The 24,680-nt window shown below is 66.9% G+C and carries 21 protein-coding genes; 9 read left to right on the top strand and 12 right to left on the bottom strand.

The window, feature by feature from the left end:
* Positions 1-779: 779 nt before the first annotated feature.
* Genes ASC55_RS11225 through ASC55_RS11205 form a run of 5 tightly spaced genes read left to right on the top strand, consistent with a single transcriptional unit; the run spans position 780 to position 5,012 of the window.
* Positions 780-1,655 carry a ParA family protein gene (locus ASC55_RS11225; RefSeq protein ID WP_229778783.1) on the top strand — a complete coding sequence of 292 codons (876 nt, stop codon included), beginning with the start codon at positions 780-782 and terminating at the stop codon, positions 1,653-1,655.
* On the top strand, positions 1,655-2,626 hold the full coding sequence (locus tag ASC55_RS11220) for a ParB/RepB/Spo0J family partition protein (RefSeq protein ID WP_082524311.1): 972 nt from the start codon (positions 1,655-1,657) through the stop codon (positions 2,624-2,626). The genes ASC55_RS11225 and ASC55_RS11220 overlap by 1 nt, the downstream gene beginning before the upstream one ends.
* 60 nt (positions 2,627-2,686) lie before the next feature.
* Positions 2,687-4,135, top strand: coding sequence for a sugar porter family MFS transporter (locus ASC55_RS11215; RefSeq protein ID WP_200935166.1), 1,449 nt, complete (start codon positions 2,687-2,689; stop codon positions 4,133-4,135).
* 9 nt (positions 4,136-4,144) lie between these two features.
* Positions 4,145-4,480, top strand: coding sequence for a hypothetical protein (locus ASC55_RS11210; protein WP_017829903.1), 336 nt, complete (start codon positions 4,145-4,147; stop codon positions 4,478-4,480).
* A 1-nt stretch (position 4,481) separates the two neighbouring features.
* On the top strand, positions 4,482-5,012 hold the full coding sequence (locus ASC55_RS11205; RefSeq protein ID WP_055875426.1) for a GrpB family protein: 531 nt from the start codon (positions 4,482-4,484) through the stop codon (positions 5,010-5,012).
* Between the two features lie 89 nt (positions 5,013-5,101).
* Here ASC55_RS11205 and trxA read toward each other — a convergent pair whose 3' ends face one another.
* The 4 genes from trxA to ASC55_RS11185 all read right to left on the bottom strand — a co-directional run bounded on the left by trxA (position 5,102) and on the right by ASC55_RS11185 (position 10,379).
* Positions 5,102-5,425, bottom strand: a complete 324-nt coding sequence (gene trxA, locus ASC55_RS11200; RefSeq protein ID WP_017829901.1) for a thioredoxin — start codon at positions 5,423-5,425, stop codon at positions 5,102-5,104.
* A 64-nt stretch (positions 5,426-5,489) separates the two neighbouring features.
* Positions 5,490-6,470, bottom strand: a complete 981-nt coding sequence (trxB, locus tag ASC55_RS11195; RefSeq protein WP_055875423.1) for a thioredoxin-disulfide reductase — start codon at positions 6,468-6,470, stop codon at positions 5,490-5,492.
* 119 nt (positions 6,471-6,589) lie between these two features.
* The gene (gene murJ, locus ASC55_RS11190) at positions 6,590-8,206 is read right to left on the bottom strand and encodes a murein biosynthesis integral membrane protein MurJ (RefSeq protein ID WP_055871507.1); all 1,617 of its coding nucleotides are present in this window, start codon (positions 8,204-8,206) and stop codon (positions 6,590-6,592) included.
* Complete coding sequence (locus ASC55_RS11185) at positions 8,199-10,379, bottom strand: DUF6049 family protein (protein WP_055875421.1); 2,181 nt, start codon at positions 10,377-10,379, stop codon at positions 8,199-8,201. The genes murJ and ASC55_RS11185 overlap by 8 nt, the downstream gene beginning before the upstream one ends.
* A gap of 97 nt (positions 10,380-10,476) precedes the next feature.
* Between ASC55_RS11185 and ASC55_RS11180 the strand changes: the two genes are divergently transcribed.
* The 4 genes from ASC55_RS11180 (at position 10,477) to ASC55_RS11165 (ending at position 14,287) form a co-directional block, all read left to right on the top strand.
* A complete protein-coding gene (locus ASC55_RS11180; protein ID WP_157559438.1) occupies positions 10,477-11,988 on the top strand; it encodes a DUF7059 domain-containing protein in 1,512 nt (503 codons plus the stop codon).
* A 28-nt stretch (positions 11,989-12,016) separates the two neighbouring features.
* Entirely contained in the window at positions 12,017-13,072 is a 1,056-nt protein-coding gene (locus tag ASC55_RS11175; RefSeq protein ID WP_055871500.1) for an LLM class flavin-dependent oxidoreductase, read from the top strand.
* A gap of 99 nt (positions 13,073-13,171) precedes the next feature.
* Positions 13,172-13,822, top strand: a complete 651-nt coding sequence (locus tag ASC55_RS11170) for a dihydrofolate reductase family protein (protein ID WP_055875418.1) — start codon at positions 13,172-13,174, stop codon at positions 13,820-13,822.
* 36 nt (positions 13,823-13,858) lie between these two features.
* Entirely contained in the window at positions 13,859-14,287 is a 429-nt protein-coding gene (locus tag ASC55_RS11165; protein WP_055871494.1) for a GNAT family acetyltransferase, read from the top strand.
* A 2,047-nt stretch (positions 14,288-16,334) separates the two neighbouring features.
* Here the strand turns inward: ASC55_RS11165 and ASC55_RS11160 are convergent.
* The 8 genes from ASC55_RS11160 to ASC55_RS11125 form a co-directional block, all read right to left on the bottom strand.
* Positions 16,335-18,101 carry an alkaline phosphatase family protein gene (locus ASC55_RS11160; RefSeq protein WP_055875416.1) on the bottom strand — a complete coding sequence of 589 codons (1,767 nt, stop codon included), beginning with the start codon at positions 18,099-18,101 and terminating at the stop codon, positions 16,335-16,337.
* A gap of 66 nt (positions 18,102-18,167) precedes the next feature.
* Positions 18,168-19,211, bottom strand: a complete 1,044-nt coding sequence (locus ASC55_RS11155; protein WP_055875413.1) for an ABC transporter ATP-binding protein — start codon at positions 19,209-19,211, stop codon at positions 18,168-18,170.
* Positions 19,211-20,011, bottom strand: coding sequence for an ABC transporter permease (locus ASC55_RS11150; protein ID WP_031205837.1), 801 nt, complete (start codon positions 20,009-20,011; stop codon positions 19,211-19,213). The genes ASC55_RS11155 and ASC55_RS11150 overlap by 1 nt, the downstream gene beginning before the upstream one ends.
* A 2-nt stretch (positions 20,012-20,013) precedes the next feature.
* The gene (locus ASC55_RS11145) at positions 20,014-20,841 is read right to left on the bottom strand and encodes an ABC transporter permease (protein WP_055875410.1); all 828 of its coding nucleotides are present in this window, start codon (positions 20,839-20,841) and stop codon (positions 20,014-20,016) included.
* Positions 20,838-21,917, bottom strand: coding sequence for an extracellular solute-binding protein (locus tag ASC55_RS11140; protein ID WP_055875407.1), 1,080 nt, complete (start codon positions 21,915-21,917; stop codon positions 20,838-20,840). The genes ASC55_RS11145 and ASC55_RS11140 overlap by 4 nt, the downstream gene beginning before the upstream one ends.
* 40 nt (positions 21,918-21,957) lie before the next feature.
* On the bottom strand, positions 21,958-22,428 hold the full coding sequence (locus ASC55_RS11135; RefSeq protein WP_017829890.1) for a DUF3830 family protein: 471 nt from the start codon (positions 22,426-22,428) through the stop codon (positions 21,958-21,960).
* Positions 22,425-23,183, bottom strand: coding sequence for a gamma-glutamyl-gamma-aminobutyrate hydrolase family protein (locus ASC55_RS11130; RefSeq protein WP_055875404.1), 759 nt, complete (start codon positions 23,181-23,183; stop codon positions 22,425-22,427). Before ASC55_RS11130 ends, ASC55_RS11135 begins: the two co-directional genes overlap by 4 nt.
* Entirely contained in the window at positions 23,180-24,670 is a 1,491-nt protein-coding gene (locus ASC55_RS11125) for an aldehyde dehydrogenase family protein (protein ID WP_055875401.1), read from the bottom strand. The genes ASC55_RS11130 and ASC55_RS11125 overlap by 4 nt, the downstream gene beginning before the upstream one ends.
* Between the last annotated feature and the right edge of the window lie 10 nt (positions 24,671-24,680).

Here is a 24,680-nt window from a genome sequence, read left to right as displayed (position 1 = left end):
GGGTGCGCCTCTCTTGCGTGCAATGCTCCTACGTTCAGGCGACTCCTGATCACGGGTCTTGTGCAGCGCGGTCAGCTTGGGGAGGGTGACGCGTCGTCAGCTTGCAACGCCAGAGCGACGGGGCCGGATCGGATCTCGTGAGAGCTTCTTAAACGGCGCGAGTGGACACCATCCAGGAGTCATGTCGGTGGCTGTGGGGATCCCCTCGGGCGCGTACGGCCACCCAACACATGTTTCACGTGAAACGGCGTCGATGGTGCCATGGGTGTTCCTACGTGTTCTCACTGCGGCCAGTATCCCTTCGGTTGTCAGCCGGCATGAAACGCGCACTTCCGTGCGAGTGTGTGGCGGCCCGATCGGCAGACGTGTGTGGCGATCCGTGTGTGCAGTCCGCAAAGGGTGATGTGGGGGAGGAGGGATCAGGACCAGAGGAGCGCAAGCGCTCGGGTCACGCCGCGGGCCCAGCGTCATGGGAGGTCCGACGTGAACGGGCGTCTCACGCACCGCTTGTCGCATGGACGCGGCGTACCTACGGGGGTAGACAGCCCCCGGACGCGACCGTTTCACGTGAAACATCGACGTTCCTGCTCAAAGCGACCGCCATCCGGACGCAATTTCCAGTGGTGCCCCGCGCCCCAGCTGTCCGGGGATGGAGCGCACCGTGCGCCCCTCCGTCATCGAACGTCACTCCCAGCGATTAGAGTGGAACGCGGCCCCGAAAGGAGTGGATGTTTCACGTGAAACAATCCGAGAAGACGTCATCGAACGGATCGTTCGGGATGGATACACCGCTCGCGCGGGAACTCGCTGACCTCTCCGCCCGTAGGCGCGCACTCGAGGCCGCCACCGTCGAGTTCACCGGGGAAACCCGTGTGCTGACCGTGTCGAATCAGAAGGGCGGTGTGGGGAAGACCACCACCGCCGTGAACATCGCCTCGGCCCTGGCAGGAATGGGCGCGAAGGTCCTGGTCATCGATCTGGATCCGCAGGGCAACGCCTCCACAGCATTGGGTGTGCCGCATAGCGCCGAGGTCCCCAGCGTCTACGACGTGTTGATCGATGAGTTCCCGCTCGCGGACATCATCCAGGAGTCCCCTGAGGACTCGAACCTCTTCTGTGCGCCGAGCACCATCCACCTCGCGGGTGCAGAGATCGAGCTGGTTGCACAGGTTGCTCGAGAGCATCGCCTACGTCGTGCCCTTGAGGTGTATCTCGCCGACCACCCGATGGACTTCGTCATCATCGACTGCCCTCCATCACTGGGGCTGCTCACGATCAACGCTTTCACGGCCGCGACAGAGGTCTTCATCCCCATCCAGTGCGAGTACTACGCACTCGAGGGACTGAGTCAGCTGCTCGGGAGCATCCAGATGATCCAGAAGCACCTGAATCCCGTCCTTCATCTCTCCACGATCCTGCTGACCATGTTCGACGGTCGCACACGCCTCGCGCAGCAGGTCGCGGAAGAGGTCCGCACACACTTCCCGGAACAGGTGCTGGAGACGGTCATCCCGCGTTCGGTCCGGGTATCGGAGGCCCCGAGCTTCGGGCAGACCGTGATCGCGTACGACGGTCAATCCGCTGGCGCGATCGCCTACCGTGAGGCCGCCGTTGAGATCGCATCGCGCACAGCGACGCAGAGCAAGGAGAAATGATGGCGAAGCGCACTGGGCTGGGCCGGGGTATCGGCGCCCTCATCCCCACGACTGATCAGTCAGAGCGTCCTGTCGACGTGTTCTTCCCTGGCGCGAGCCTGCGACAGGCGAATGCGGAGGCAGTACCCGAGGTCGAAGCCGATGCCGCCGAACTCGAGGTCGTCCCCGGCATCCACCTGATCCAGGTCGATCCGAACACGATCGTCGCCAACCCCCGTCAGCCGCGAACGCACTTCAACCCCGAAGATCTCGCCGAGCTCGTCCACAGCGTTCGTGAGTTCGGTGTGCTCCAGCCCGTCGTCGTCCGCAAGAACAGCGAGGGCCAGTACGAGCTCATCATGGGGGAGCGACGTACCCGTGCTGCTCGTGAGGCCGGGCTCGAAGTGATCCCCGCGATCGTTCGCGAGACCGCCGACGAGGATCTCCTCCGTGACGCCCTGCTGGAGAACCTCCACCGTTCCGAGCTGAACCCGTTGGAAGAGGCCTCGGCTTACCAGCAGCTCCTCGAGGACTTCGGAATCACTCAGGAGGAGCTGGCCACACGCATCGGTCGCTCACGTCCGCAGATCAGCAACACGATCCGGCTCCTGAAGCTCCCTGTACCCGTGCAGCAGCGGGTTGCGGCCGGGGTGCTGACCGCGGGGCACGCGCGAGCCATCCTCAGTCTCGAGACTCCGGAGTCGATGCAGCGTCTCGCGGACAAGGTCGTGAACGAGGACCTCTCGGTGCGCGCCACCGAAGAGGCCGCCAAGTCGCAGCCCAGCGCCGGCAAGTCCGTCAAGCCGACCCCCGGTGCGCGCCGCGCATACCTTGACGAGGTGGCCGGCAAGCTCGGTGACCGACTCAACACCCGCGTGAAGATCGCTCTCGGCGCACGGAAAGGCCAGGTCACGATCGATTTCGCTTCCATCCAGGATCTCAATCGCATCCTGGAGGAGATCGGAGAGAGCGGTTACGGCTCGTCGAAGTGAGGCCCCGGCCACGGCAGCGCTAGCCTAGACTCGCGTCATCGTGACGACGAGGGGGATGTCATGTCGAGTACAGCCGGTCCAGTAGCCATCAAGCGCCGTGTGATCGCGGTAAGCATCGCGGCCGCGTTGGGTGGTTTCCTCTTCGGATTCGACACGGCCGTGATCAACGGCGCCGTGGATGCCCTGGCCGGTGACGTCTCCGGGTTCGATCTCGGCACGGCCCTGAAAGGCTTTGCCGTCTCCTCCGCTCTCATCGGTTGCGCGGTGGGTGCCTGGTTCGCGGGACCGGTCTCCAACAAGTACGGACGCATACCCGTGATGGTCGTCGCAGCGGCGATGTTCTTCATCTCCGCTATCGGCTCTGGTCTCGCCTTCAGCGTCGTCGACCTCATCATCTGGCGAGTGATCGGTGGACTCGGTGTCGGCGCGGCCTCGGTCATCGCGCCGGCATACATCGCTGAGGTGTCGCCGGCCGCTGTTCGCGGTCGCCTCGGATCCCTGCAGCAGCTCGCCATCGTGACCGGTATCTTCGCTGCGCTGCTCTCAGACGCGCTGCTCGCCGGTCTCGCCGGTGCAGCGGATCAGCCGTTGTGGGGTCTCACGGCCTGGCGGTGGATGTTCATGGTCGCGGCTATCCCCGCGTTGGTCTACGGGCTCATGTCTCTTCGGCTCCCGGAGTCTCCGCGGTACCTGGTGCGCAAGGGGGAGCTGAAAAGGGCGGCTGAGGTTCTCGAGACCGTCACCGGTACCGTCGACGTCCAGGGGAAGATCGACGAGATCACCGGAACCATCGACACCGAACGCGCCGAGTCTTTGCGCGACCTGCGCGGCAACCGTCTGGGACTGAAGCCGATCGTCTGGATCGGCATCCTGCTGTCGGTCTTCCAGCAGTTCGTGGGCATCAACGTCATCTTCTACTACTCGACCACGCTCTGGCAGTCGGTGGGTTTCGACGAGTCCAGCGCATTGCTCACCTCCGTCATCACCTCTGTCACGAACATCGTCGTGACGATCGTGGCGATCCTGCTGGTCGACAAGATCGGTCGACGGATCATGCTGCTGGTGGGCTCGGTGGGGATGACCGTGACCCTCGGCCTCATGGCTGTGGCTTTCTCGTTCGGCACGCTGGACGCGCAGGGGACGGCGACACTCCCCGACCCCTGGGCCACCATCGCGCTGGTCTGCGCGAACGGATTCGTCGTGTTCTTCGGCGCGAGCTGGGGCCCGCTCGTGTGGGTTCTGCTCGGCGAGATCTTCCCGAACTCGATCAGAGCCGGCGCCCTCGCGGTGGCCGCTGCGGCGCAGTGGGTCGCGAACTTCTTCATCTCCACGACGTTCCCGGCCTTCGCGGAGATCGGACTCACCTTCGCCTACGGCTTCTACGCGTTCTTCGCGCTTCTGTCGTTCTTCTTCGTCTTCTTCAAGGTGCCGGAGACCAAGGGGAAAGAGCTCGAGGAGATGACAGAGAACATGAAGGTGCAGCGCCGGAGGGGTCCCCAGCCGACGTAGGCTTGAAGCATGACCGAGTCCGTACAGCGTCGCGCCAGCCTGGAAGTGCTGCGGGCCGAAGCGGCCGACGAACTCGCGGTCCTCATCCAGGAGCGCCTGCTCGGAGGCGAGGATCCGTGGGAGTTCATGGAGGAGCTCCCGAGCGTCGACGAGCTCGTCGTCTACCTTCTTCGCGCCGACAACATCAATGCGAATGACGGCGTGCGTCCCAACGCGGCCCGCCACTATCGTGTGCTGCGACAGATCGCACTGGAGTACCCGGAGCTGACCTCCGCCGTCTGGGGCCTGTTGGACGAGAAGCAGCGCCACCGCCGCTGGGATCCGTCCGTCGCCGACGCCTCCTGACGTGGAGGCCGTCCTCGATCCGTACGATCCGGCCTGGCCGGACGCCTTCCGGAGGGTCGCGGCAGAGCTGCGGACGCAGGGGAATCCGAACTGGATCGTCGAGCACATCGGCTCGACCAGCATCCCGGGGATGAGTGCCAAGCCGATCATCGATGTCGCGGTGCGGATCGCCGACGAGGAGGACCTCGACCGGCATCTGCCTGCCCTCGAGACCGTCGGGTGGCGGCTCGGGAGCGGAGTGCGAAGCCACCAGGTCATGGTCTTCGAGGAGGACGGCGTGCGCACTCGAATCGCCCACTTCTTCGAGGCGTTCGGGTGGGATGAGGTGAACCAGAGGATCCTTCGGGACTGGCTGCTGCAGAACCCGGAAGATGCCGAGCTCTACGAACGCGCGAAGCACGCTGCTGTCGATGCCTCGCGAATGGGCGAGGAGTCATACAACGCGGGCAAGACCGCAGTGATCCAGCTCCTCGTCGATCGAGCCCGTGCTGCCCGTGGACTATTACCCGTCTCGGTGTACGACAAAGACTGACGGAGAGGCGCATCGCGCACGACACGGGGCACGGAGACGAAGAAAGGGCCGTACCTCCCCGGGAGGTACGGCCCTTTCGAATCGCAGGATCAGCCGATGAAAGCGGCGAGGTCCTTCTCGAGAGCGAACTTGGGCTTGGCGCCGATGATGGTCGTCTTGACCTCACCACCGTGGAACACCTTCATCGCCGGGATCGACGTGATCTGGTACTTCATCGCCAGCTCGGGGTTCTCGTCGACGTTGAGCTTGAGGATCGTGATCTTGTCGGGGTTGTCGGCCTGGATCTCGTCCAGAACCGGCGCGACCATGCGACACGGACCGCACCACTCGGCCCAGAAGTCCACCAGCACGGGACCTTCGGCCTGCAGAACGTCCTGCTCCCAGGTCGCCTGGCTCGTAGCCTTTGCACTCATCAGAGTTCTCCTTGATTCGAGGTTCGTCTGCTACAACAGCCGACGAGGGAAAAGTGTTCCCGGCCTATGCCCTGGCGGTGAGGACCTCGGCGGCCTCGGCGGCCGGGACCTCCACGGACGCGTCCTCCAGGTCTGCGAGGAAGTGCTCCGCATCGAGCGCGGCGACCGTGCCGCTGCCGGCAGCCGTGATGGCCTGACGGTAGGTGGGGTCGATGACGTCACCCGCAGCGAAGACACCCGGAACCGAGGTCTTCGACGAGCGTCCGTCGACCCAGATGGTGCCCTCGGGCGTCAGCTCGAGCTTGTCGTGCACGAGGTGCGTGCGCGGGTCGTTGCCGATCGCGATGAAGAGCCCGTCGAGCGGGAGGTCACGGAGCGTGCCGTCGACCGTGGAGCGCAGCTGCACACCCGTCACGGAGTCGCCACCGAGGACCTCGGCGACCTCGCTGTTCCACACGAACTCGATCTTCTCGTTCGCGAAGGCGCGCTCCTGCATGATCTTCGAGGCCCGCAGGGTGTCCTTGCGGTGGATGACGTAGACCTTGTCGGCGAAGCGCGTGAGGAACGTGGCCTCTTCCATCGCGGAGTCGCCGCCGCCGACGACGGCGATCGTCTTCTCGCGGAAGAAGAAGCCGTCGCACGTGGCGCACCAGGAGACGCCGTAGCCAGAGAGGCGCTCCTCACCGTCGATGTTGAGCTTGCGGTAGGCCGAGCCCGTCGCGTAGATCAGCGACTGGGTCTCGTGCTCCGCACCGCTGCCGAGGATGACCTTCTTGACGGGGCCGTCGAGCTGCAGCTCGGTGACGTCGTCGTAGACGACCTCGGTGCCGAACTTCTCCGCCTGCTCCTGGAACTTGGCCATGAGCTCCGGTCCCTGGATGCCCTCGGGGAAGCCCGGGTAGTTCTCCACCTCGGTGGTGTTCATCAACTCGCCGCCGACCTCGACCGAGCTCGCGATGAGCAGCGGCTTGAGGTTCGCCCTGGCGGCGTAGATGGCCGCCGTGAATCCGGCGGGGCCGGAGCCGATGATGATGACCTGACGCATGTGCTCTCCGTCTTTGAAACTGCAGTCGAATGACCTTCGAGTGCTTCAACCCATGGTAACCGCGAGGCATTCCCCGCACACTGTGTGCCGCCGGACTGGGAGAAGGCTCTGTGCGCCGATCAGCGACCGGGGAGGAAGCGACGGACCAGCGCGCGGCCGGCCGTGAGCTCGGGGGCACGCATGATGGCGAGGATCGCGATGTAGACGATCACGACGGCGAGGCCGACCATCGCGGTCGCGAGGGTGGCGGGGATGACGCCGGAGGTGGCCCAACCCGTGGTGCCGCCGAGAAGCTGGAACGTTCCCCATCCGGCGGATCCTGCCGGGATCGCGGCGATCGTGAAGCGACCGATGGCCGTGATCCACGAACGAATCCTCAGACCGCCGATCTTCTTGTGCAGCAGCCAGGTGGCGACGATCGTCTGCAGGATGCTCGCGATCGACTGGCCGAGGGCGATCGCCGCGGCGAGAGAGGTGAGAGGGATGATCCCGGCTTCGCGCAGACCGAGCGCGGCCAGGGCGGTGACCACGATGAGGACGCACTGGAAGATCGTGAACCAGAACGGGGTCTTCGTGTCGTCGTAGGCGTAGAAGGTGCGCTGCACGATGAAGAGGATCGTGAGAGGAATGAGCCCGACGAGGTAGGCGAGCAGCACCATTGCGGCGGCTTGGGCGTCTTCGGCGGACTCGGTGAACACCCGAGATGCCGGGATGGCCGCGGCGGCGACGGCCGCGGTGGCCGCGACGATGAAGAAGAGCAGCGTGCGGATGCTCTGCGCGATGTCGGCGCGGACGTCGTCGTCGCGACCGGCAGCCGCGTGCGCGCTGATCTGGGTGAAGTAGGGGGTTCCGATCGAGAGCACGATGACGGAATACGGGAGCATGAAGATCAGCCACGCGTTCGCGGTCACGGTGGCGGAGGCACCGAGACCGGCGACCTCACTGACGATGTAGCCCTGGAGAACTCCGGCAGACAGGCTCGCGAAAGCCATGAGGAAGGTCCAGCCGGCTAGGCGGCCGACGTTGCCGAGACCGACACCGCGCCAACGGAAGTCGGGCTTGAGAGCGAGGCCCGTGCGACGCCAGAAGATGAGCAGGACGACGGCCTGCAGCGCGATGCCCAGCGTGGCCGTGCCGCCGAGCAGGGTGATCATCTCCGGCGTCCAGTCGGTGGCCTTCGTGGAGACGGGACCGAACAGCGCGCCGAGCGCGAGGAAGCCGACGATCGAGACGATGTTGTTGACGACAGGCGCCCAGGTGAAGGGACCGAAGATCTTCCGCGCGTTGAGGGCTTCGCCCAGCATCGCGTAGAGACCGTAGAGGAGGATCTGAGGCAGGCACCAGTAGGCGAGTGCCGTGGCGAGGGCGAGGGTGGCCTCGGTCGCTCTACCGGCGACCAGGTGCACCAGCCACGGTGCCGCCGCCGTTGCGATTCCCGTCACCACGACCAGGACGACGGTGCCCAGGGTGAACAGCTTCGAGATGAAGGCATTGCCGCCATCGGCATCCGCCGTCGCCTTGACGATCTGGGGGACGATGACCGCCGTGAGGATTCCGACGGAGATCAGAGAGAAGACGCTGTTGGGCAGCTGATTCGCGTAGGTGAACGCATCAGCCGCCTGCGACCCGAGAGAGCCGATCACCGCGACGAGCACGATGCTGCGCAGCAGACCGGTCAGGCGGGAGACGAGGGTGCCCGCGCCGATGATGGCGCTCGCGCGGCCGAGGCTACTCATTCTTGTCTTCGGTCGCGGTGGCATCCGGTCGTGTGTGCACGGCACCCTCTTCGAGCGTCTCGATCTCGGCTTCGACGGCGGCCTCTTCGGCTGCTTCGTGGCGCTTGCGGCGCACGGTGCGGATCACGCCGAGCGCGATCAGGACGACGGCGAGCCCTCCGAAGACGATCAGGCCGATGGTCTCCCACTCGGCACGGACGGCGACCCGGATCTCCTCCTGGCCTTGGATCTGCACGCCGGTGGGGCTGTACAGGCTGAGCCGCAGGTCGACTTCGCCACTGCCGACGCGTGCCGACACGGGGACCTTGACCCGCTTGGTGGAGTTGGCCTCGACCACCGTCTCCGTCATCGGTGTGACCTCGAGACGCGGATCGGTCGGCGAGACGAAGAGCTGAACCGTCACCGGCCACGGAAGGTCGTTGCGCACGGCGATGGGCAGGTCGGCGTTGGCGGTCAGCAGCTGGATGGTGCTGGACGGCGGTGTGCTCACGGCGCTCAGCGTCTGCGTGGTGCGCTTCTGGTGCTTCTCGACGTTCTTGGCGAAGGCGCTCGCCGGTGTCCCGACGGCCAGCGTGCGCAGGATGCGGATGCGCTCGGGGCTCAGCAGGACCTGCGGATCACTGAGCATCGATGAGAAGGCGGTGAGTGCTGCTTCGTCGGCGAGGAGGTCGGTCACCGCTGTGGCTCGTGCCGGGTCGGCTTGGGCTGTGACGGAGGCGGGGATCGCCGGAGTCGCACGCAGCGCCGACAGCTCGAAACCGATCGAGTCGGCGGAGGAGATCGCATCGCGCAGCGCATCGGCGTCACGGTTCTCATCACGGTCGAGACCGATCAGCAGCGGAGCACCGGCCACGCGATCCGCTGCCAGCAGGAGCAGGGCGGATGCCTCGGCGAGCAGACGCTGGCGATCCACCTGATCGGACTCGGCCGCAACCTCCGACAGGGACTCGGACAGAGCGGTGTCCGTGACCAGCAGGTCGTTTCCGCCGGCAGTGGCGTGCGCCGCGCTCTGCCCGCCGACGGCGGTGGAGGAGACGATCGTGGTCGTGCCCTCACCGAGATACCTCGTGAAAGCGGCCAGGTCATCCTCGCTGAGCTCGTCGTCCGGCCACAGGATCTGAGCGAGCGCGCCGTCGATCGCGGTGAGCTCCTCGTCGTCGGGCAGCTGTGGTGTCCCGGTCGGGCCGGGCGTCGGCTTGGGTGTCGTGGCCGGGGTGCCGGTCGGCGCAGGCGTGGCCGGGGTCTGCGAGAAGTTCGCCGCATTGAGGAACGGGGCCAGCGTCGTCGGCTGCAGGAGTTCGGGCAGACCCGCCTGCGCCTGGGCCGCGGCATCAGCATCGCCGAACTGCAACGCGAACCGCGCATTGGGCAGGGCATCGAGGCGACGCAGCCAGTCCTGGGCGCTCTCGGGCGCCGCGGAACCGAGAGCGCGGATGGCCGCGACGATGGCGGGATCGATCGCAAGGACCGCGGTGGTGCCCGCCACACCGTCGAGCTGAGCGGTGAGAGCGCCCTCGGGGCCGGTGAGGGCAGCGAGCTCGTCCGAACTGAGCAGAGCACCGCCCTCGGGCGTCGCCGTGATGGGGACGAGCACCCCGACCTGAGCGGTCTGAGAATCGGCGACGACCAGCACACTGGTGGCGGTGGTCGCCGCTGCGTCATCGTCGTCGGTGTTCTGCGTCTTCGCGCCGGTGAGCTCCGCCCGCAGCGGGTAGACGCCCGGAGCGAGGGCCCCGAGGGTCTCGGCCGGCACGAAGACCGTGGTCATGGCCGATTCTCCGGCATCGAGGGCTGCCGTCGTGTCGGAGCCGATGGCGTCGAACTCGCCCGGGGCCGTGCCGTCGTCGAGCCAGCTCGAGACAGAGGCCTCATCCGTCAGCGGCGTCCTGCTGAGCTCCACCTGCACCTGACCGCCGGAGAGCTTCGACTCGGTGTCGTTCTGCACCGTGAGCATCGCCGTGGTCGCGGAGCCGGGGGCGACGAGGCCGCGCAGGCCCGCAGAGATGTGGAAGCCCACCCGTGCATCGTCGTCCGCACCCGATGCCCCGGCTGCACTGGCCGCGCTCGGGACGACGACCGCGCAGGCGCCCAGCGCGATCGCGAGAACAGCGGTCCTGCTTGCGAGCCTTCGAAGGCGCGCACGGAGGCCGTGCTCGGGGGTGATCGCGGTCATGGAGGTCTTCCTCGAACGCCCGGAGACGGGCTGATCGTGAGTACTGACCTCCCGATTCTAGGAGGCGCAAGGAAAGAGAACCCTGAAGACGCGTAGAGTGACGGCCGTGTCCGACACCCCCGCACCGCTCCCAGACCCCCTTCGCTGCGCCGCGCTCGCCGCCGATCTCGACGCCGCCGACCTCCGTTCCGAGCCGCTACGTCGTCTGTGGGGCGAGGAAGCGGACGACGCTCTCGCGCGCGGCATGCACGAGCCGATCCTGCGCGCCATCGCCGGCGACTCCGGCGTGCTGGCGACGCTCGGGCGGTTGCTCGTGCTCGGGAAGCCGCAGCCGCGGGCGGCCGTCGCCGCCGCGTTGCCGCACCTCGGAGTGGACGGGCTCGTGGCTCTCGGCCTGGGTACCTCCGACGCCGAAACGGTGACCCCGACCGCGCTGCTGCGCCCGCAGTCTTTCGTCGATGCGGATGGTGTCGGGGAGTGGTGGATCGCCAGCGACCTGGACGAGGTGGCGCTCGATGGCCCTCTTCCTGCCGACCATGTGCTCGGGGTCGGGGGAGCGTCGCGCACGCTCGCCGAGACGATCGTTCCCATCCAGGTCGATCGGGCTCTCGATCTGGGCACCGGCTGCGGTATCCAGGCGCTCCTCGTCGCCCGTCGCGCCGGCACGGTGATCGCGACCGACATCTCGCAGCGCGCCCTGGCCTTCGCGGAACTCAACGCCCGCCTCAACGGGGTGGTCAACATCGAGTTCCGGCACGGCAGCATGTTCGAGCCCGTCGCGGGAGAGGCCTTCGACCTGATCGTCTCCAACCCGCCGTTCGTCATCACGCCGCGGGTGGAGGGGGTCCCGGCCTACGAGTACCGAGACGGCGGACTGGTGGGCGATGCGCTGGTCGAGCAGTTCGTGCGGAGCGCGCCTGCGTACCTCACGCAGAACGGCATCGCGCAGCTGCTCGGCAACTGGGAGTCCAGGTCCGGCATCACCGGCCTCGCCCGTCTCGATGCCTGGGTGCCGAGCGAGCTCGACCTCTGGGTGATCGAACGCGAGGAGCTGACCCCGCTCGGGTATGCCGAGCTGTGGATCCGTGACGGGGGGACGACGCCGCGCGACCCGGCTTTCACACCGCTGCTGACCGCCTGGCTCGACGACTTCGCCGCCCGAGGCGTGACGTCGATCGGCTTCGGCTACGTGCTGATGCGCCGCGGGGCATCGGAGCATCCGCTTCGGCGCACGGAGAGGATCGCCCAGCAGGTCTCGAACGTCGGGACCGCTCTGGGCACGGGCCTCGCCGCCCACGATTTGCTCGCCGAGGGCATTCCCTCGACCCTGGTGACGGCTCCGGACGTGACCGAGGCGCGCCACCTGCTGCCGGGCAACGACGACCCCAGCGTCATCGAGCTGCGACAGGGCGGCGGTTTCGCCCGCACGGTGAACGTCGATCCCGCGCTCGCCGGGTTCGTCGGCGCCTGCGACGGCGAACTCACCGTCGTGCAGATCGCCTCGGCGCTGGCCGACCTCTTCGAGGTGCCGTTGCCGGATCTGTGGGCCGAGCTCGAGCCCCGCATCCGCTCCCTGGTGTTCGACGGCATCTTGGTGCCGGGGGAATAGTCCCCAGATCTATGCGTTGGAATGGATCATGAAGGCTTTCGGATTCCTCTCCTTCGGGCACTACGCGGATGTGCCCGGCTCAGCGACCCGCACAGCGGGCGACATGCTGAAGCAGACCATCGAGATCGCCGAGGGCGCCGACGAGATCGGTGTGAACGGCGCCTACGTGCGCGTGCACCACTGGGCGCGTCAGGCCGCCTCGCCGATGCCGCTGCTGGCGGCCATGGCGGCGCGCACGAAGCGCATCGAGGTCGGCACGGGCGTGATCGACATGCGCTACGAGAACCCGTTCCAGTTCGCGGAGGAGGCGGCCGCTCTCGACCTGATCTCCGACGGTCGTATTGCGCTCGGCGTGAGCCGTGGTTCACCCGAGACGGCTCTGCGCGGATACGAGACGTTCGGCTACGTCGATGAGGAGGACACCGAGCGCGGAAGCGTCATCGCCCGGGAGAAGTTCGACCTGTTCCTGCGTGCGATCGACGGGGAGGGAATCGCCCCCGGTGACCCGCGCATGGTGGGGGCTGGGCGCTATCTCGCGATCGAGCCGCAGTCGCCGACACTCCGTGATCACATCTGGTGGGGATCGGGTTCGCGCCCGACCGCGATCGAGACGGGTCGCAAGGGCCTCAACATGATGAGCTCGACCCTCGTCACCGAGGCCACGGGGCAGCCGTTCCACGAACTGCAGCGTGAGCAGATCGACCTCTTCCGGTCCGCATACAAGGAGGCCGGGCACACCGGTACCCCGCGCGTCTCGGTCAGCCGCAGTGTGTTCCCGCTGGTCTCCGACATGGACCGCGCCTACTTCGGCCTTCGGAGCGAGGAGAATGCGGATCAGATCGGCATCATCGACGGGTTCCGCTCCACGTTCGGCAAGACCTATGCGGCCGAGCCCGACGTGCTGATCGAGCAGCTTCGACAGGACGAGGCGGTGATGGCCGCGGACACCCTGATGCTGACGATCCCGAACCAGCTCGGACCGGAGTACAACCTGCACGTGCTGGAGGCGTTCGCGAAGCATGTGGCCCCGGCGCTGGGCTGGAAGCCGAACACCGAAGGGCCGGTCCAGGGCGATCCGGTCTGATCACGACCCACCTCCTTGACACGGCGTCGTGGAACCCTGACGCTGGGTGACGGCGCGTCGATGGACGCACCGTCACCCCGCGCAGCTCCGGAGGCAGCGATGACCCGTGTTCGCGTCGATCTCAACATCTCGCTCGATGGCTTCGCCACGACGACCGATCAGACTCCGGAGAACCCATTCGGGGAGGACTGGGGAAGACTGACCGCTGCGTACACGGCCACCCGCACCTTCCACGAACGCGTCTTCCTCGACACCAGTGGCGCCGGCACCACCGGTGTCGATGAGAAGTACGCCGCGCACTACTTCGAGAACATCGGCGCCGAGATCATGGGCGCCGGGATGTTCGGGCTCCACGCGAACCCCGACGACCCCGACTGGCGTGGGTGGTGGGGAGAGGAGCCGCCGTTCCACGCTCCGGTGTTCGTGCTGACCCACACCCCGCGGCCGTCGATCGAGTTCGCCAACGGCACGAGCTTCCACTTCCTCTCGGCCGCGCCGGACGAGGCGCTGCGCACGGCGGTGGCTGCTGCGGATGGACGCGACGTGCGCGTCGGAGGCGGGCCGACCACGGTGCGGGAGTATCTGCGTGCCGGTCTCGTCGACGAGCTGCACGTCGGCATCACCCCCATCCTCATCGGGAGCGGGATCCGTCTGTGGGACGACCTGCGCGGGTTCGAGTCCGGCTATCGCGTCACCTCGGAGGTCGCGGAGTCCGGCGTCACGCACATCACGTTCTCCCGCGAGGGCTGACTCTCGCGGGAGGATCGGATCTGGGAGGCTGGACCTGTGCGCATCCGACCGTTCCAGCCTGAAGACACCGACGCCGTCGTCGCCCTGTGGGCGGACGCAGGGCTCACGCGACCGTGGAACGATCCTCGGAAGGACATCGCGCGGAAGCTGACGGTGCAGCCCGAGCTCTTCGTCGTGGCGGAGGACGAGACCGGGCGCATCCTCGGCGCGGTCATGGCGGGCTACGACGGGCATCGCGGGTGGATGAACTACCTCGCCACGCAGCTCGACTCCCGTGGGCTCGGGGTGGGCAGGGAGCTCGTGACCCACGTCGAGACCCGTCTGCGCGACCTGGGCTGCCCGAAGGTGAATCTGCAGGTGCGTGCGGGCAACGCGCAGGTGGTCGACTTCTACCGGCGGCTCGGCTACGAGATCGATGACACGGTCGATCTGGGCAAGAGGCTCATCCCCGACCTGAAGTCGTGAGGCCGCCGCGCAAGAGATCGACCGATACCTGGCTGAGGTCGCGCGGGAGATCGACCCTCGGTGCCGAGTACAACACCATGCACCTGGTCGCCGGCGACGCCGATGAAGCCCGACCCATCTTCGCGGATGGCCTGCGGCGTGAGTCTGGAAACCGCGGAGTCGAAGCTTGGGCGCGTGTCGGGCACTCGGTTGGAGCTAACCACCGGGAAACGTAGAACGCCGAGGACCCGTGAGGACCCTCGGCGTTCTGCACGCTACGTCCGGCGACGGCGACCGGATCGTAGCAATCGTGCGATGCCGTGGCTGGCGGCAGCCGGAGCGTTCACCGAGCGCGACCCGGCATACCGTTCACTCCCCCCGCATGCTCGCGGCTTCAGTGCGCCGGGTCGCGGGGAACTTTGGGAGTGAGGGTGGCATTCGGCTCTTTGCAGCGATTGCTCAGCGCATCCTGAGGTCGAGTAGTCCTCTAGCCACACTGGAGCTTGTAGTCACCTGAGCTATGCGGAGCCTCCGCAGCGATGACATCCTTCGCCCCGGAGGCTTTGAAGTACGACACAACGCGGAACGTGTGCTGCCCAGTCCCATTGCATTTGTAAAGGACACTCTTCTGCTCCATATTCCCGGTGCCAAAACTCTCGAAGGCCTCGGTTACAGCAACCCAAATCCACCCATTGTGCATGAAGACGATTGACCCGATGAACGTCTTTGTTACCGCTCCCCAACAACTAGAAATAGCTGGCTTCGCGCCAACCCCGCCGTGGGGAAGCCCTTTTGCGGAGGATCGTTTCCACATATTTCCCACGGCAAAAAGGCGTCAGCCGGAAGTGGCGTTCCTTTCTGGGTAGACGAGACATTCGTCCGGGACATTCTCCGAACTTGTCGCTGTGAGCGGCGGGAGATCGAGTTCATCGCTCCCCGAAGAGGCTGCGTAGGCCGGGCCACCGGCTGCCATCATCCCGAGGATCAGCGATCCCGTGATAAGAAGACCGACCTTACGGTCGTGGAGTTGAAATTGCTTCAAGATAGTCGCCGAATGAAGCGCGTTGCGCACTTATGGCGTCTATTGTGAGTAGAGAGACGCATTTTTTCCTGTGGCCCGGTAGGGCACAGTAACAGGGGTAAGCAGAACGGAGAGGCCGCTGTCAGCTGCGTAACTCTCCTGGAATTCGTACGCGTCATCTTCAGCGTCGAACACGCCGATGAAACCAGGAGTATTTTCCAAGTACACGATCCACACCACCATAGATGGAACGTAGCACTTGCGGCTCGATCATCGGGAGATCTGGTTTTCAATGCTCCCGATGATCACCCTGGCCTATCACCGTTGTGGCCCCGCCTGACAATGCCCTCAAGAACTTCCTCGTCATGACCTCCTCTCATTGAAGAACCGGAAGCCTCAGTGTCTCCGACCCGTTAGCTCCGTGTCTGTAGGGTGTCTGGCCGACAGACAAAGCCCTGGCGACCGACTGAGATTTCCGCCGCTCCGTCCAGCGATCGAGCTCGTCACCGCGAAGACCGTCAACATAACGCGTGCGGTGCGCGAGCCGGCGGAAGGGAGCGGTTCCCGTTATCGAATACGGTTCGGCAGCTGCGACTGGTCTGCCAGGTCGCCGCCCTCATCGATCGAAGCGGGGGTGACGGTGTCGCTGCCACCTGGTTCCAGGGAATGAAACCTCAGCTCAGAGAACTCTCCTCGGTCCGAGTGCTGAATGAAGAGCGCACAGACGATGCCCGGCTTCGGGTGCTCCGCGTCGCCCTGGGTTTCGTCGGCGCGTGCTGGGATCCTTGGAGCTGGTCGACGCGGTCTGCATGCCCGTATGGCGGGTCGGCTGCGCCCCAGAGATCCGTGGGCATGGATCGATCGAGACTACGCCTGCAACCCACGCTGGGATGATCCCTTCGTGTCGTTCCGCACACCTACACGGCCGATTCACTGTGGGCTCGCGATTTGAAACGTCGAGACCGTTTTCGGTCGCCGATGAGGTCGGACATGTTGCGGTAGAGCGATGCGGATGAGTTTCCGCCCGGTGCACCCTTGGAGCGCGGGTCAGCTGCCCGTCGGCGGGCCGAACAGCTCCTCGCCGTGCTCGTGCAGGAGCTTGTAGGCGTCGGCGAAGGTCTCCGGCTCCGGTTCGCCGGGCTTGCCGTATCGCGCCAGGAGCAGACCCAGCAGGCCGCGCGCGGGCGGCGTGAGCGGCTTCAGCTGGTCTTTCTCCCCGGGCTGCGGCGCGGAGTCCTCCGGATTCGGCGGCGTGTAGGCCGGGGTGGTGACCGGCCAGTCGGACGGATGCCGCGGCTTGTCGAGGTTCACGACGTTCAGCAGCGTGTTCGCGGACTGATCGCGGTCGTTGAGCGGCTCGAGACCGTGCAGGCGCGACAGGGTGGCGGTGACCGAACCGTGGTGCATCTCGTCGTGGATGATGCTGCCGCGCTTCGTGTAGGCCGACACGGCGATCGCCGGCACCCGGCATCCGAGTCGATCGAACGTGAAACCCATCTCGCCCGGTCCGGTCTCGGGTGTGGGCTTGGTCACGGCAGGGGGCGGCACATGGTCGTAGCAGCCACCGTGCTCGTCGAACGTGATCAGCAGCAAGGTGTTGACGGCGTTGGAACCCTTCGGGGAGGAGCTCGTGCGCACCGCCTCGTAGATGTCGTGGATGAGGCGGTCGCCGGCCCGCACATCTGAGATGGCGCTGTCGAACACAGCCTCGCCGTCGACCTCGCTCTCTCGGGGCGATCCGAACGGGGGATGGAAGTCGTTGTGGTCGTAGACCATCCGCGGCTCGATGAAGGCGTACGCGGGGAGCTTCCCGGCCTTCGCCTCGGCGTAGAAGTCCTCCATCGTGCCGAAGTGCTCGGTGCGCCAGTACTTCTCCAGCACCGCCGCATGCAGCATCCCGGTGAACGAGACGAGCTGGAGCTTGTCGATGTAGATCTTCCAGCTCACCTTCTTGTCTTCGAGCCGGTTGAACACCGTGGGCGCTGCCGGCGCATCCAGCCACTTGCGGTAGCCGCCGCCCGCCTGATTGGTCACGAACCCGTGAGATGTGGAGGCGTGGAAGAACGAGCGGTTGCAGAAGGTCTGGGAGGGGACGCCGGCGTACCAGTGGTCGAACACCGCGAACTCCGCAGCGAGCGTCGACAGCACCGGCAGCATCTCGGGGGAGAAGGAGCCCATGATGTGCGCGGCCTCTTCGGGCTTCGGGGCGACGCCTTTGCGCAGCCGACGGAAGTTGATGATGTAGTCCTCGAGGAACCCCGACATCGTGGCCTTCTCGCCGTGCGTCGGGGCATTGAAGGGCGCGGTCATCTCGTCGACGAAGAGGTCGGCGTTCGTCGGAGGGTCGACCGTGCCGAAGATCTGGGTGTTGACGTGCGGATACTCCTCGCCCGGATCCGGATCGGGGAGGCTCATGATGCGGTCGGTGTCGCCCTCGTACACATGGGCGTCGACGACCGTGCCGTCGGAGGCGGTGTTGCTGTAGGAGCCGAAGGCGAGGCCCTCGAACTTCTCCCCCTGCGGCAGGCTCTCCTTCGAGTACAGATATCCGAGGAGGTTGTCGAACGAGCGGTTCTCGCCCATCACGACGACGAGGTGGTCGAAGCCCGGTTCGCTGCGCGGGGTGAGGGCGGCGAACTGATCGGGTTCGGCCGCGAATCCGTCACGCGCGTTGCCGGCGATCGATGCTCCGATGGCCGCGCCCCCGGCTCCACCGATCACGGCGCCGGCGAGGGCGGCCCCGCCCACCTTGAAGAAGCCTCGGCGGGAGGAATCGCGGGGAGCGTCGGGGGAGGAGGGTACTTCTTCGGCCATGCCGCGATCCTATGACCGACTGCTCCTCGTCGGAGGACGACCTCCGACGAGGAGCGGATCCGGCCGTCAGGCGGCGGCGATCCAGAGCACGGCACCCTCACGCCAGCCGAGACCGGCCGTGCCCTCGGGGATCGGCTCCTCGTGCCGCGGACGCACGACGCGCATCCGCTTGCCCGCGAGCTCGACGATGTAGACGATGTCCGCTCCGCGGTAGACGTGTGTGACGACCTCGACGCTCACCGGGGCGTCGGGGCCGACGACGGGGGAGAGGCGCAGGTCTTCCTGACGGAGCACCACTTCTCCTGCGCCATCGGGTCCTGCGCCGGTCATCGGCACTGAGATCGCGGTGCCGTCGAGCGTGGCGACCGCACCGGAGCGGGTGGCCGGGAGCAGGTTGGCCGCGCCGATGAAGTCGGCGGCGAACGGGGTGCGCGGCGCGCCGTAGAGCTCGGCCGGTGCGCCCTCCTGCTCGATCACACCGCCGTTCATCAGGACGATGCGGTCGGAGAGGCTCATCGCCTCCTCCTGGTCGTGGGTGACGAACACGGTGGTCAGGCCGAGCGTGCGGTGCAGCTCCTTCAGCTCGACCTGCATGTCCTCCCGCAGGCGGGCGTCGAGGTTCGACAGCGGTTCGTCGAGCAGGAGCACACGGGGCTCGAACGCGATCGCACGGGCCAGCGCGACGCGCTGCTGCTGCCCGCCCGACAGCTGTGCCGGCATCCGATCGGCCAGATGGCCCATCTGCACCCGCTCGAGCGCGCGGACGGCGAGTTCCTTCTGCTCCGACTTGGATTTCTCGCCCGACATGCGCAGACCGAAGCGCACGTTCTCGACCACGCTCATGTGCGGGAAGAGTGCGTAGCTCTGGAACATCATGCCGAGATGGCGCTTCTCGGGCGGAAGGTTGGTGACATCCTCTCCCGCGATCTCGATGGTGCCGCCGCTGGGCGATTCGAGCCCGGCGATGCAACGCAGGAGCGTGGTCTTGCCGCAGCCCGAGGGGCCGAGCAGCGAGACGAACTCCCCGGACTGCATCGAGAGGTCGATGCCCTTGAGCACCGAGGTCCCCTTGAAGTCCTTGGTGAGAGCAGTGATGGTGAGTGTTGTCATCAGACGAACAACCTTCCCAGGCCGATGATGCGTTCGAGGACGATCATGAGGACGACGGTGAGCAGGACCATGAGAGTCGAGACCGCCGCCACGGTGGGCGACGTGCTGAACTCCAGCTGGCCGTAGATGGCGATGGGGAGCGTCTCGAGCTGCGGGGTGCGCAGGAAGAGGGCGATGACCGCATCGTCGAACGAGATGTTGAAGGCGAAGAACGCTCCGGCCGCGATGCCGGGGCGGGCGATCGGGAGCACCACCAGGCGGTAGCGGTTCCAGGCGCTGGCGCCGAGGGTGCGCGCGGCCTCCTCGGTGAAGTGGTCCGCCCTGGTCATCACGCCCGTGACGGTGCGCATGACGTACGGGATCGCGATCACCACGTGGATCGCGATCAGGACGCCGACGTTCGGCGCCCCGATCGTGAGGGACGAGATCGAGAGCGCACCGATGGCGAGGATGATCGTGGGGATCGTCAGCGGCGACATCAGCAGCCCCTGGATGGCGGCACCGCCGGGAACCTTGAACCGGGTGAGCGCGAGCGCGGCGGCGGTGCCGATGGATGCGGCGACGATCGCGACCGTGATGCCCACCAGCAGGCTCAGACGGAACGGCTCGAGGTAGGTGTCGGAGGTGAGCGCCTCGACGTACCAGTCGAGCGTGAAGCCCTGACCGGGGAATGTCAGGAAGCGGTTCTCGCCCACCGATGCGCCGGCGACGACCATGAGCGGCACGAGCATGTAGAGCGTCACCACGACGCCGAGGACGATGGCGAGGACCCTGCCGAGGATCGGAACGGAACGGACCATGGTCACACCTTCTGCTTCCCGAGTCGGGACGTGGCTGCGAGCACGAGCATGACGCCGGCGAACAGCAGCACGGCCTGTGCGGCCGCGAACGACCAGTCGAGGTTGGTGGTCGCGTCGATGTAGATGGTCTGGGCGAACACCGGGATCTGCGCCCCGCCGATGAAGCGCGGCGTGATGAACGAGCTGACCGACAGGACGAAGACGAGCGAGGCTCCGGCGACGATGCCGGGGATCGCGAGGGGGAGGACGACGTGCCACAGCGTGCGCCAGAATCCGGCGCCGAGCGTGCGTGCGGCCTCTTCGAGCTGCGGCCGGATGCCCGACACGACGCCGAGGATGCTCAGCACCGCGAAAGGCAGGAGCACCTGCACCATCGCGATCACGACACCGGTCTCGGTGCCGAGGAAGCCCTGTGTACCGCCGACGAGGAACTCGGCTCCGGGGATCTTCATCAGCAGACCCGACGGGCCCATCAGCACCACCCAGCCGAAGGTGCGGACCACGACGCTGGTCATGAGGGGGAGGATCACGACGATCAGCAGGAAGGAGCGCACCTTCGAGCCGGCGCGGGCCATGACGTAGGACAGCGGGATCGCGATGATCAGCGTGATCACCGTCTGGATCACCCCCAGGCGGAGCGAGCGCAGCGCCGCCTGGAGGTGATATTCACTCGTGAACAACCGGGTGAAGTTGTCGAGGGTGAACCCGCCTGCCGACGATTGCACGCTCATGAGGAGCATGCCAGCCACCGGGGTGATGAAGGCGAGCGCGAGCAGCACGATCGCCGGCAGGAGCAGGAGCCAGGGCTCCCTACGGGTTCGCACACTCATTTGGTGATCAGCGCATTCCACTCATCGGTCCAGGCCGGTCGCGAGGCCGCGACATCGCCCGGAGCGTAGACGACGACCGTCTCGAGCTCGTCACCGGTCAGCACGGCGTCCGCAGCTTCGTCGGAGAGCTCGGTCTTGGTGTTGACCGGCGAGTACCGCATGCTCTCCGCGAAGACGGCCTGCGCTTCGGGGCGCAGTTCGAAATCGATGAAGAGCTTCGCGAGGTCGGGGTTGTCCCGGCCCTCGACCACGTTCGCCGTGATGAGAGAGGCGGTGACGCCTTCTTCCGGGACGATGAACTCTACCGGAAGGCCCGCGTCCTGCAGCGTGCCGGCGTAGTCCATCGCGTACGGTGCGAGCCAGGTGTCGCGCTGGGCGAAGGCGGTCTGCAGATCGGGCGAGGTCGGGACGACGATCGCGTCACCCGAGGAGGCGAGGGCACCGAGGTCGGTGATCGCCTGCGACGGGTCGTCGATGCCCCCACCGAGCGCGTCGGCGACACGGAGCATCGAGAGCACGCCGTACGTGTTCGAGAAGTCCGTGAGCGCGACGTGGCCCGCGTAGGCCTCGTCGAACAGGTCGAGCCACGAGGTGGGCGCCGGAGCGTCCGCCTCGGTGTTGTAGACCAGCCCGATCGGGGCGAGCTGGATGACCGGACCTTCACCGCGCTCGAGCCCGGCGGTCGCCAGGTCGATCAGGTTGCCGGACTCGGACAGCTCGTCGGCCGCGATCGGCGCGATGAGACCGTCCGCGGCGGCGGTGAACTCCTGCCCTCCGGAGAAGTGCACGACATCGATCTGCGGGCTCGCCTTCTGGGCGGTGACCTGCGCGAGGGCGTCGGCGCTGTAGAGCGTGATCAGCTCGACCTTGGCGCCGGTCTCCTCCTCGAAGGGATCGACGACGGCCTCGATGAAGGCCTTCTCCCAGTCGCCGCCGAACGAGGTGACGACGATGGTCTCGCCGGCGAACTCCTTGTCGCCGGACGAAGCGCTGTCGTCACCGGCAGCACAGCCGGCGAGGACGAGGGCGCCGGTGGCGACGAGCGCACCGGTGGTGAGGATTCTTCGGGTATTCATGCACTGCTCCTTCGGGATGGGTCCAGCACTGAGTAGACGCCTAGACCAGGCGTCCGATGGTGAGCTGCTTCGCTCCGTCGATGCGGATCGCCGCGCTCTCCTTGGCGAACTCCGCGAGTCCTTCGGTGATGCCGCCCCAGATGTTGACGGGTGTCCATCCGAGCGGGCCGAGAGTACGGGCACCACGATCGTAGAAGACCCCGATCTCGTACCACTCGAACGGCAGGCCGCCCATCTGCATAGGGCGCTGCCAGTACCACTGCAGATCACCCGGTGCCGGCACGACCTGCTGGTTCTCGAACGGCACCTTCTCGGGGTCGAAGTTCTGCGCCTCTTCGGGGAGGCCGACCATGACCTCGGGGCCGGCGTACATCGCGTGCATCGCCTGCATGGTGACCGGCTTCTCCAGCGCACCCCACATGGCCTCGCAGGTGCGAGGGGCGAGGTCCTCGAACAGGGTGGCGACGGCGCGGACGCCGTTCTCGTACTCGAGGAAGACCTGCTTGGTCATCGTGTTCCTTTCTCCGCAGCGGGGTGTTCCGCTGCTCGTTCACGGGCGGCCGAGACGAACGCCGCGAACAGCGGCATCTCCTCTGCGGCCTCATCGGGGGCGATCATCTTCTCGGGATGCCACTGCACCGCCCAGAAGGGCCAGTCGTCGTCGGCCTCGACGGCTTCGACGATGCCGTCCGGTGCCCACGCGACCGGGTGGAGGCCGGGGGCGGGGACGTCGATCGACTGGTGGTGGATGGTGTTCACGATCCGCTGCCTGGTGCCGTAGAGCGCGGCGAGACGGCTGCCCTCGCTGAGGACGATCGGATGCCGAGCCGAGAGCTGCTGGTCGGCACCGCGGACGGGTTCGTGGTGCTCGGTGGACGGGATGTCGACGACGAGGGATCCGCCGAAGGCGATGTTGCTCACCTGGAGTCCGCGGCAGATCGCGAGTACGGGGATCCCCCGGCGGCGCGCACCGAGGGCGAGCGCGATCTCGAACCCGTCGCGGGAGGGGTCGTAGCTCTTCCCCTCCTGCGCCTGGGCGCCGTAGCGCGACGGGTGCACGTCTTCTCCGCCGGAGAGGACCAGCCCGTCGAGACGGTCGAGCACGTCGTCGACCCCTGCCGTCGGGGGCAGCAGCACGACCGCGCCGCCGGATGCCTCGATGGGGGCGGCATACTCCGTGCCCAGGGTGTGCGCCGGGCGGCCGCTGCCCAGGTCGGTGTCGATGAAACGGCGCCAGGTGGTGATGCCGATGAGCGGTCGGGTCATGAGAGCTCGATCCAGGTGGTCTTCAGATCGGTGAACTTCTCGAGCGCGTGCAGGCTCTTGTCCCGGCCGAAGCCCGAGCCCTTGACCCCGCCGAAGGGGATCGTCATATCGCCCTCTTCGAAGCAGTTGACCCATACGACACCCGCGCGCAGGCGGCGTGAGAGCGTGTGCACGGCGTTGAGGTCGGTGCTCCACAGGGCAGCAGCGAGGCCGAACTCCGTGCCGTTGGCGATCGTGAGTGCGTCCTCGACATCGTCGTAGGCGATGACCGAGAGCACGGGTCCGAAGACCTCGCGCTGCGCGACCTCGTGCTGAGGCGTGACGCCGAGCACGACGGGCGCGAAGTAGCTGCCGCCGTCGACGGCGTGGAATCGCTCGGCGCTGCCGGCCGCGAGTTCGCCGCCCTCGGCCTGGGCACGCTCGACGAAGCCGGTGATGCCCGCGAGCTGTCTCTCGCTGACGATCGCGCCCATCGAGGTGGAGACCTCGAACGGGTCTGCAGGCAGGCTGGTGCGTGCGACGTCGGCGGCGATCTCCAGCGCGCGGTCGCGCTGGGCGCGCGGGACGAGAAGGCGGGAGGATGCCGTGCACATCTGGCCCTGGTTGTAGAAGCAGCCGTCGGCGGTGGCCCGCACGGCGCGCTCCAGGTCGGCATCCGGCAGCACCAGACTCGCGGTCTTGCCGCCGAGCTCCGGCCAGACGCGCTTGCCGTTGGAGGCGGCCGAGTAGCCCAGGAACTTGCGGCCCACTTCGGGCGAACCCGTGAAGGTGACGACGTCGACGTCGTGGTGCTCGCCCAGAGCGCGGCCGGCGACCTGTCCGGTGCCCGGCGTGACGTTGAGGACGCCGGCGGGGATTCCGGCCTCGTGTGCGAGCTCGGCCAGACGGAGCGCGGAGAAGGTGGTGTGCTCGGCGGGCTTGAGTACGACGCTGTTGCCGACGGCGAGGGCGGGGGCGAGCTTCCAGGCGGTCATGGTCAGCGGGAAGTTCCACGGCACGACGGCCGCGACCACGCCTGCCGGCTCCCGCGTGACGAGGGCCAGGCTGCCCGGGGCCGTGACCGGGATCTCGTCGAGGACCTTGTCTGCGGCCTCGCCGTACCAGCGGAAGCAGTTCACGACGGCGCGGAGCTCTGTCTGGAGCGCCTCGCGGACGGGCTTGCCCATCTCGAGCGAGATGGTGAGCGCGAGTTCTTCGGCGTTGTCGTGGATCCTCTGGGCGAAGGCGATCAGCAACTGCCCGCGTTCACGAGGGGCGATCCGCGACCACACGCCGGAGTCGAAGGCTGCGCGGGCGGAGCGGACGGCGCGATCGACATCGCCCACCGAGGCGGCGCTGATCTTCGGGAGCGCACGTCCGTCTCGCGGAGCCACCGGAGTCAGGGGCTCGGCCGAGCCCTCCTCCCACGCGCCGCCGATGAACATGCGCGTGTGCAGGGGCAGGGTCGCCGCGCGATCCGCCCAGTCGTCTCCAGTAGCCGTGAACACGTTCGTCCTC

This window comes from Microbacterium sp. Root322 (assembly GCF_001425645.1).
GTDB classification, from domain to species: domain Bacteria; phylum Actinomycetota; class Actinomycetes; order Actinomycetales; family Microbacteriaceae; genus Microbacterium; species Microbacterium maritypicum.
The sequence above is the reverse complement of the archived record's forward strand: the minus strand, read 5'-3'. Positions and strand labels throughout refer to the sequence as shown.

Bases quoted from the DNA above. Each gene is read 5' to 3' on its own strand.
- ASC55_RS11225 (WP_229778783.1), top strand. From the start codon at position 780: ATGGATACACCGCTCGCGCGGGAACTCGCTGACCTCTCCGCCCGTAGG.
- ASC55_RS11220 (WP_082524311.1), top strand. From the start codon at position 1,655: ATGGCGAAGCGCACTGGGCTGGGCCGGGGTATCGGCGCCCTCATCCCC.
- ASC55_RS11215 (WP_200935166.1), top strand. From the start codon at position 2,687: ATGTCGAGTACAGCCGGTCCAGTAGCCATCAAGCGCCGTGTGATCGCG.
- ASC55_RS11210 (WP_017829903.1), top strand. From the start codon at position 4,145: ATGACCGAGTCCGTACAGCGTCGCGCCAGCCTGGAAGTGCTGCGGGCC.
- trxA (WP_017829901.1), bottom strand. From the start codon at position 5,425: ATGAGTGCAAAGGCTACGAGCCAGGCGACCTGGGAGCAGGACGTTCTG.
- trxB (WP_055875423.1), bottom strand. From the start codon at position 6,470: ATGCGTCAGGTCATCATCATCGGCTCCGGCCCCGCCGGATTCACGGCG.
- murJ (WP_055871507.1), bottom strand. From the start codon at position 8,206: ATGAGTAGCCTCGGCCGCGCGAGCGCCATCATCGGCGCGGGCACCCTC.
- ASC55_RS11185 (WP_055875421.1), bottom strand. From the start codon at position 10,379: ATGACCGCGATCACCCCCGAGCACGGCCTCCGTGCGCGCCTTCGAAGG.
- ASC55_RS11175 (WP_055871500.1), top strand. From the start codon at position 12,017: ATGAAGGCTTTCGGATTCCTCTCCTTCGGGCACTACGCGGATGTGCCC.
- ASC55_RS11170 (WP_055875418.1), top strand. From the start codon at position 13,172: ATGACCCGTGTTCGCGTCGATCTCAACATCTCGCTCGATGGCTTCGCC.
- ASC55_RS11160 (WP_055875416.1), bottom strand. From the start codon at position 18,101: ATGGCCGAAGAAGTACCCTCCTCCCCCGACGCTCCCCGCGATTCCTCC.
- ASC55_RS11155 (WP_055875413.1), bottom strand. From the start codon at position 19,211: ATGACAACACTCACCATCACTGCTCTCACCAAGGACTTCAAGGGGACC.
- ASC55_RS11150 (WP_031205837.1), bottom strand. From the start codon at position 20,011: ATGGTCCGTTCCGTTCCGATCCTCGGCAGGGTCCTCGCCATCGTCCTC.
- ASC55_RS11145 (WP_055875410.1), bottom strand. From the start codon at position 20,841: ATGAGTGTGCGAACCCGTAGGGAGCCCTGGCTCCTGCTCCTGCCGGCG.
- ASC55_RS11140 (WP_055875407.1), bottom strand. From the start codon at position 21,917: ATGAATACCCGAAGAATCCTCACCACCGGTGCGCTCGTCGCCACCGGC.
- ASC55_RS11135 (WP_017829890.1), bottom strand. From the start codon at position 22,428: ATGACCAAGCAGGTCTTCCTCGAGTACGAGAACGGCGTCCGCGCCGTC.
- ASC55_RS11130 (WP_055875404.1), bottom strand. From the start codon at position 23,183: ATGACCCGACCGCTCATCGGCATCACCACCTGGCGCCGTTTCATCGAC.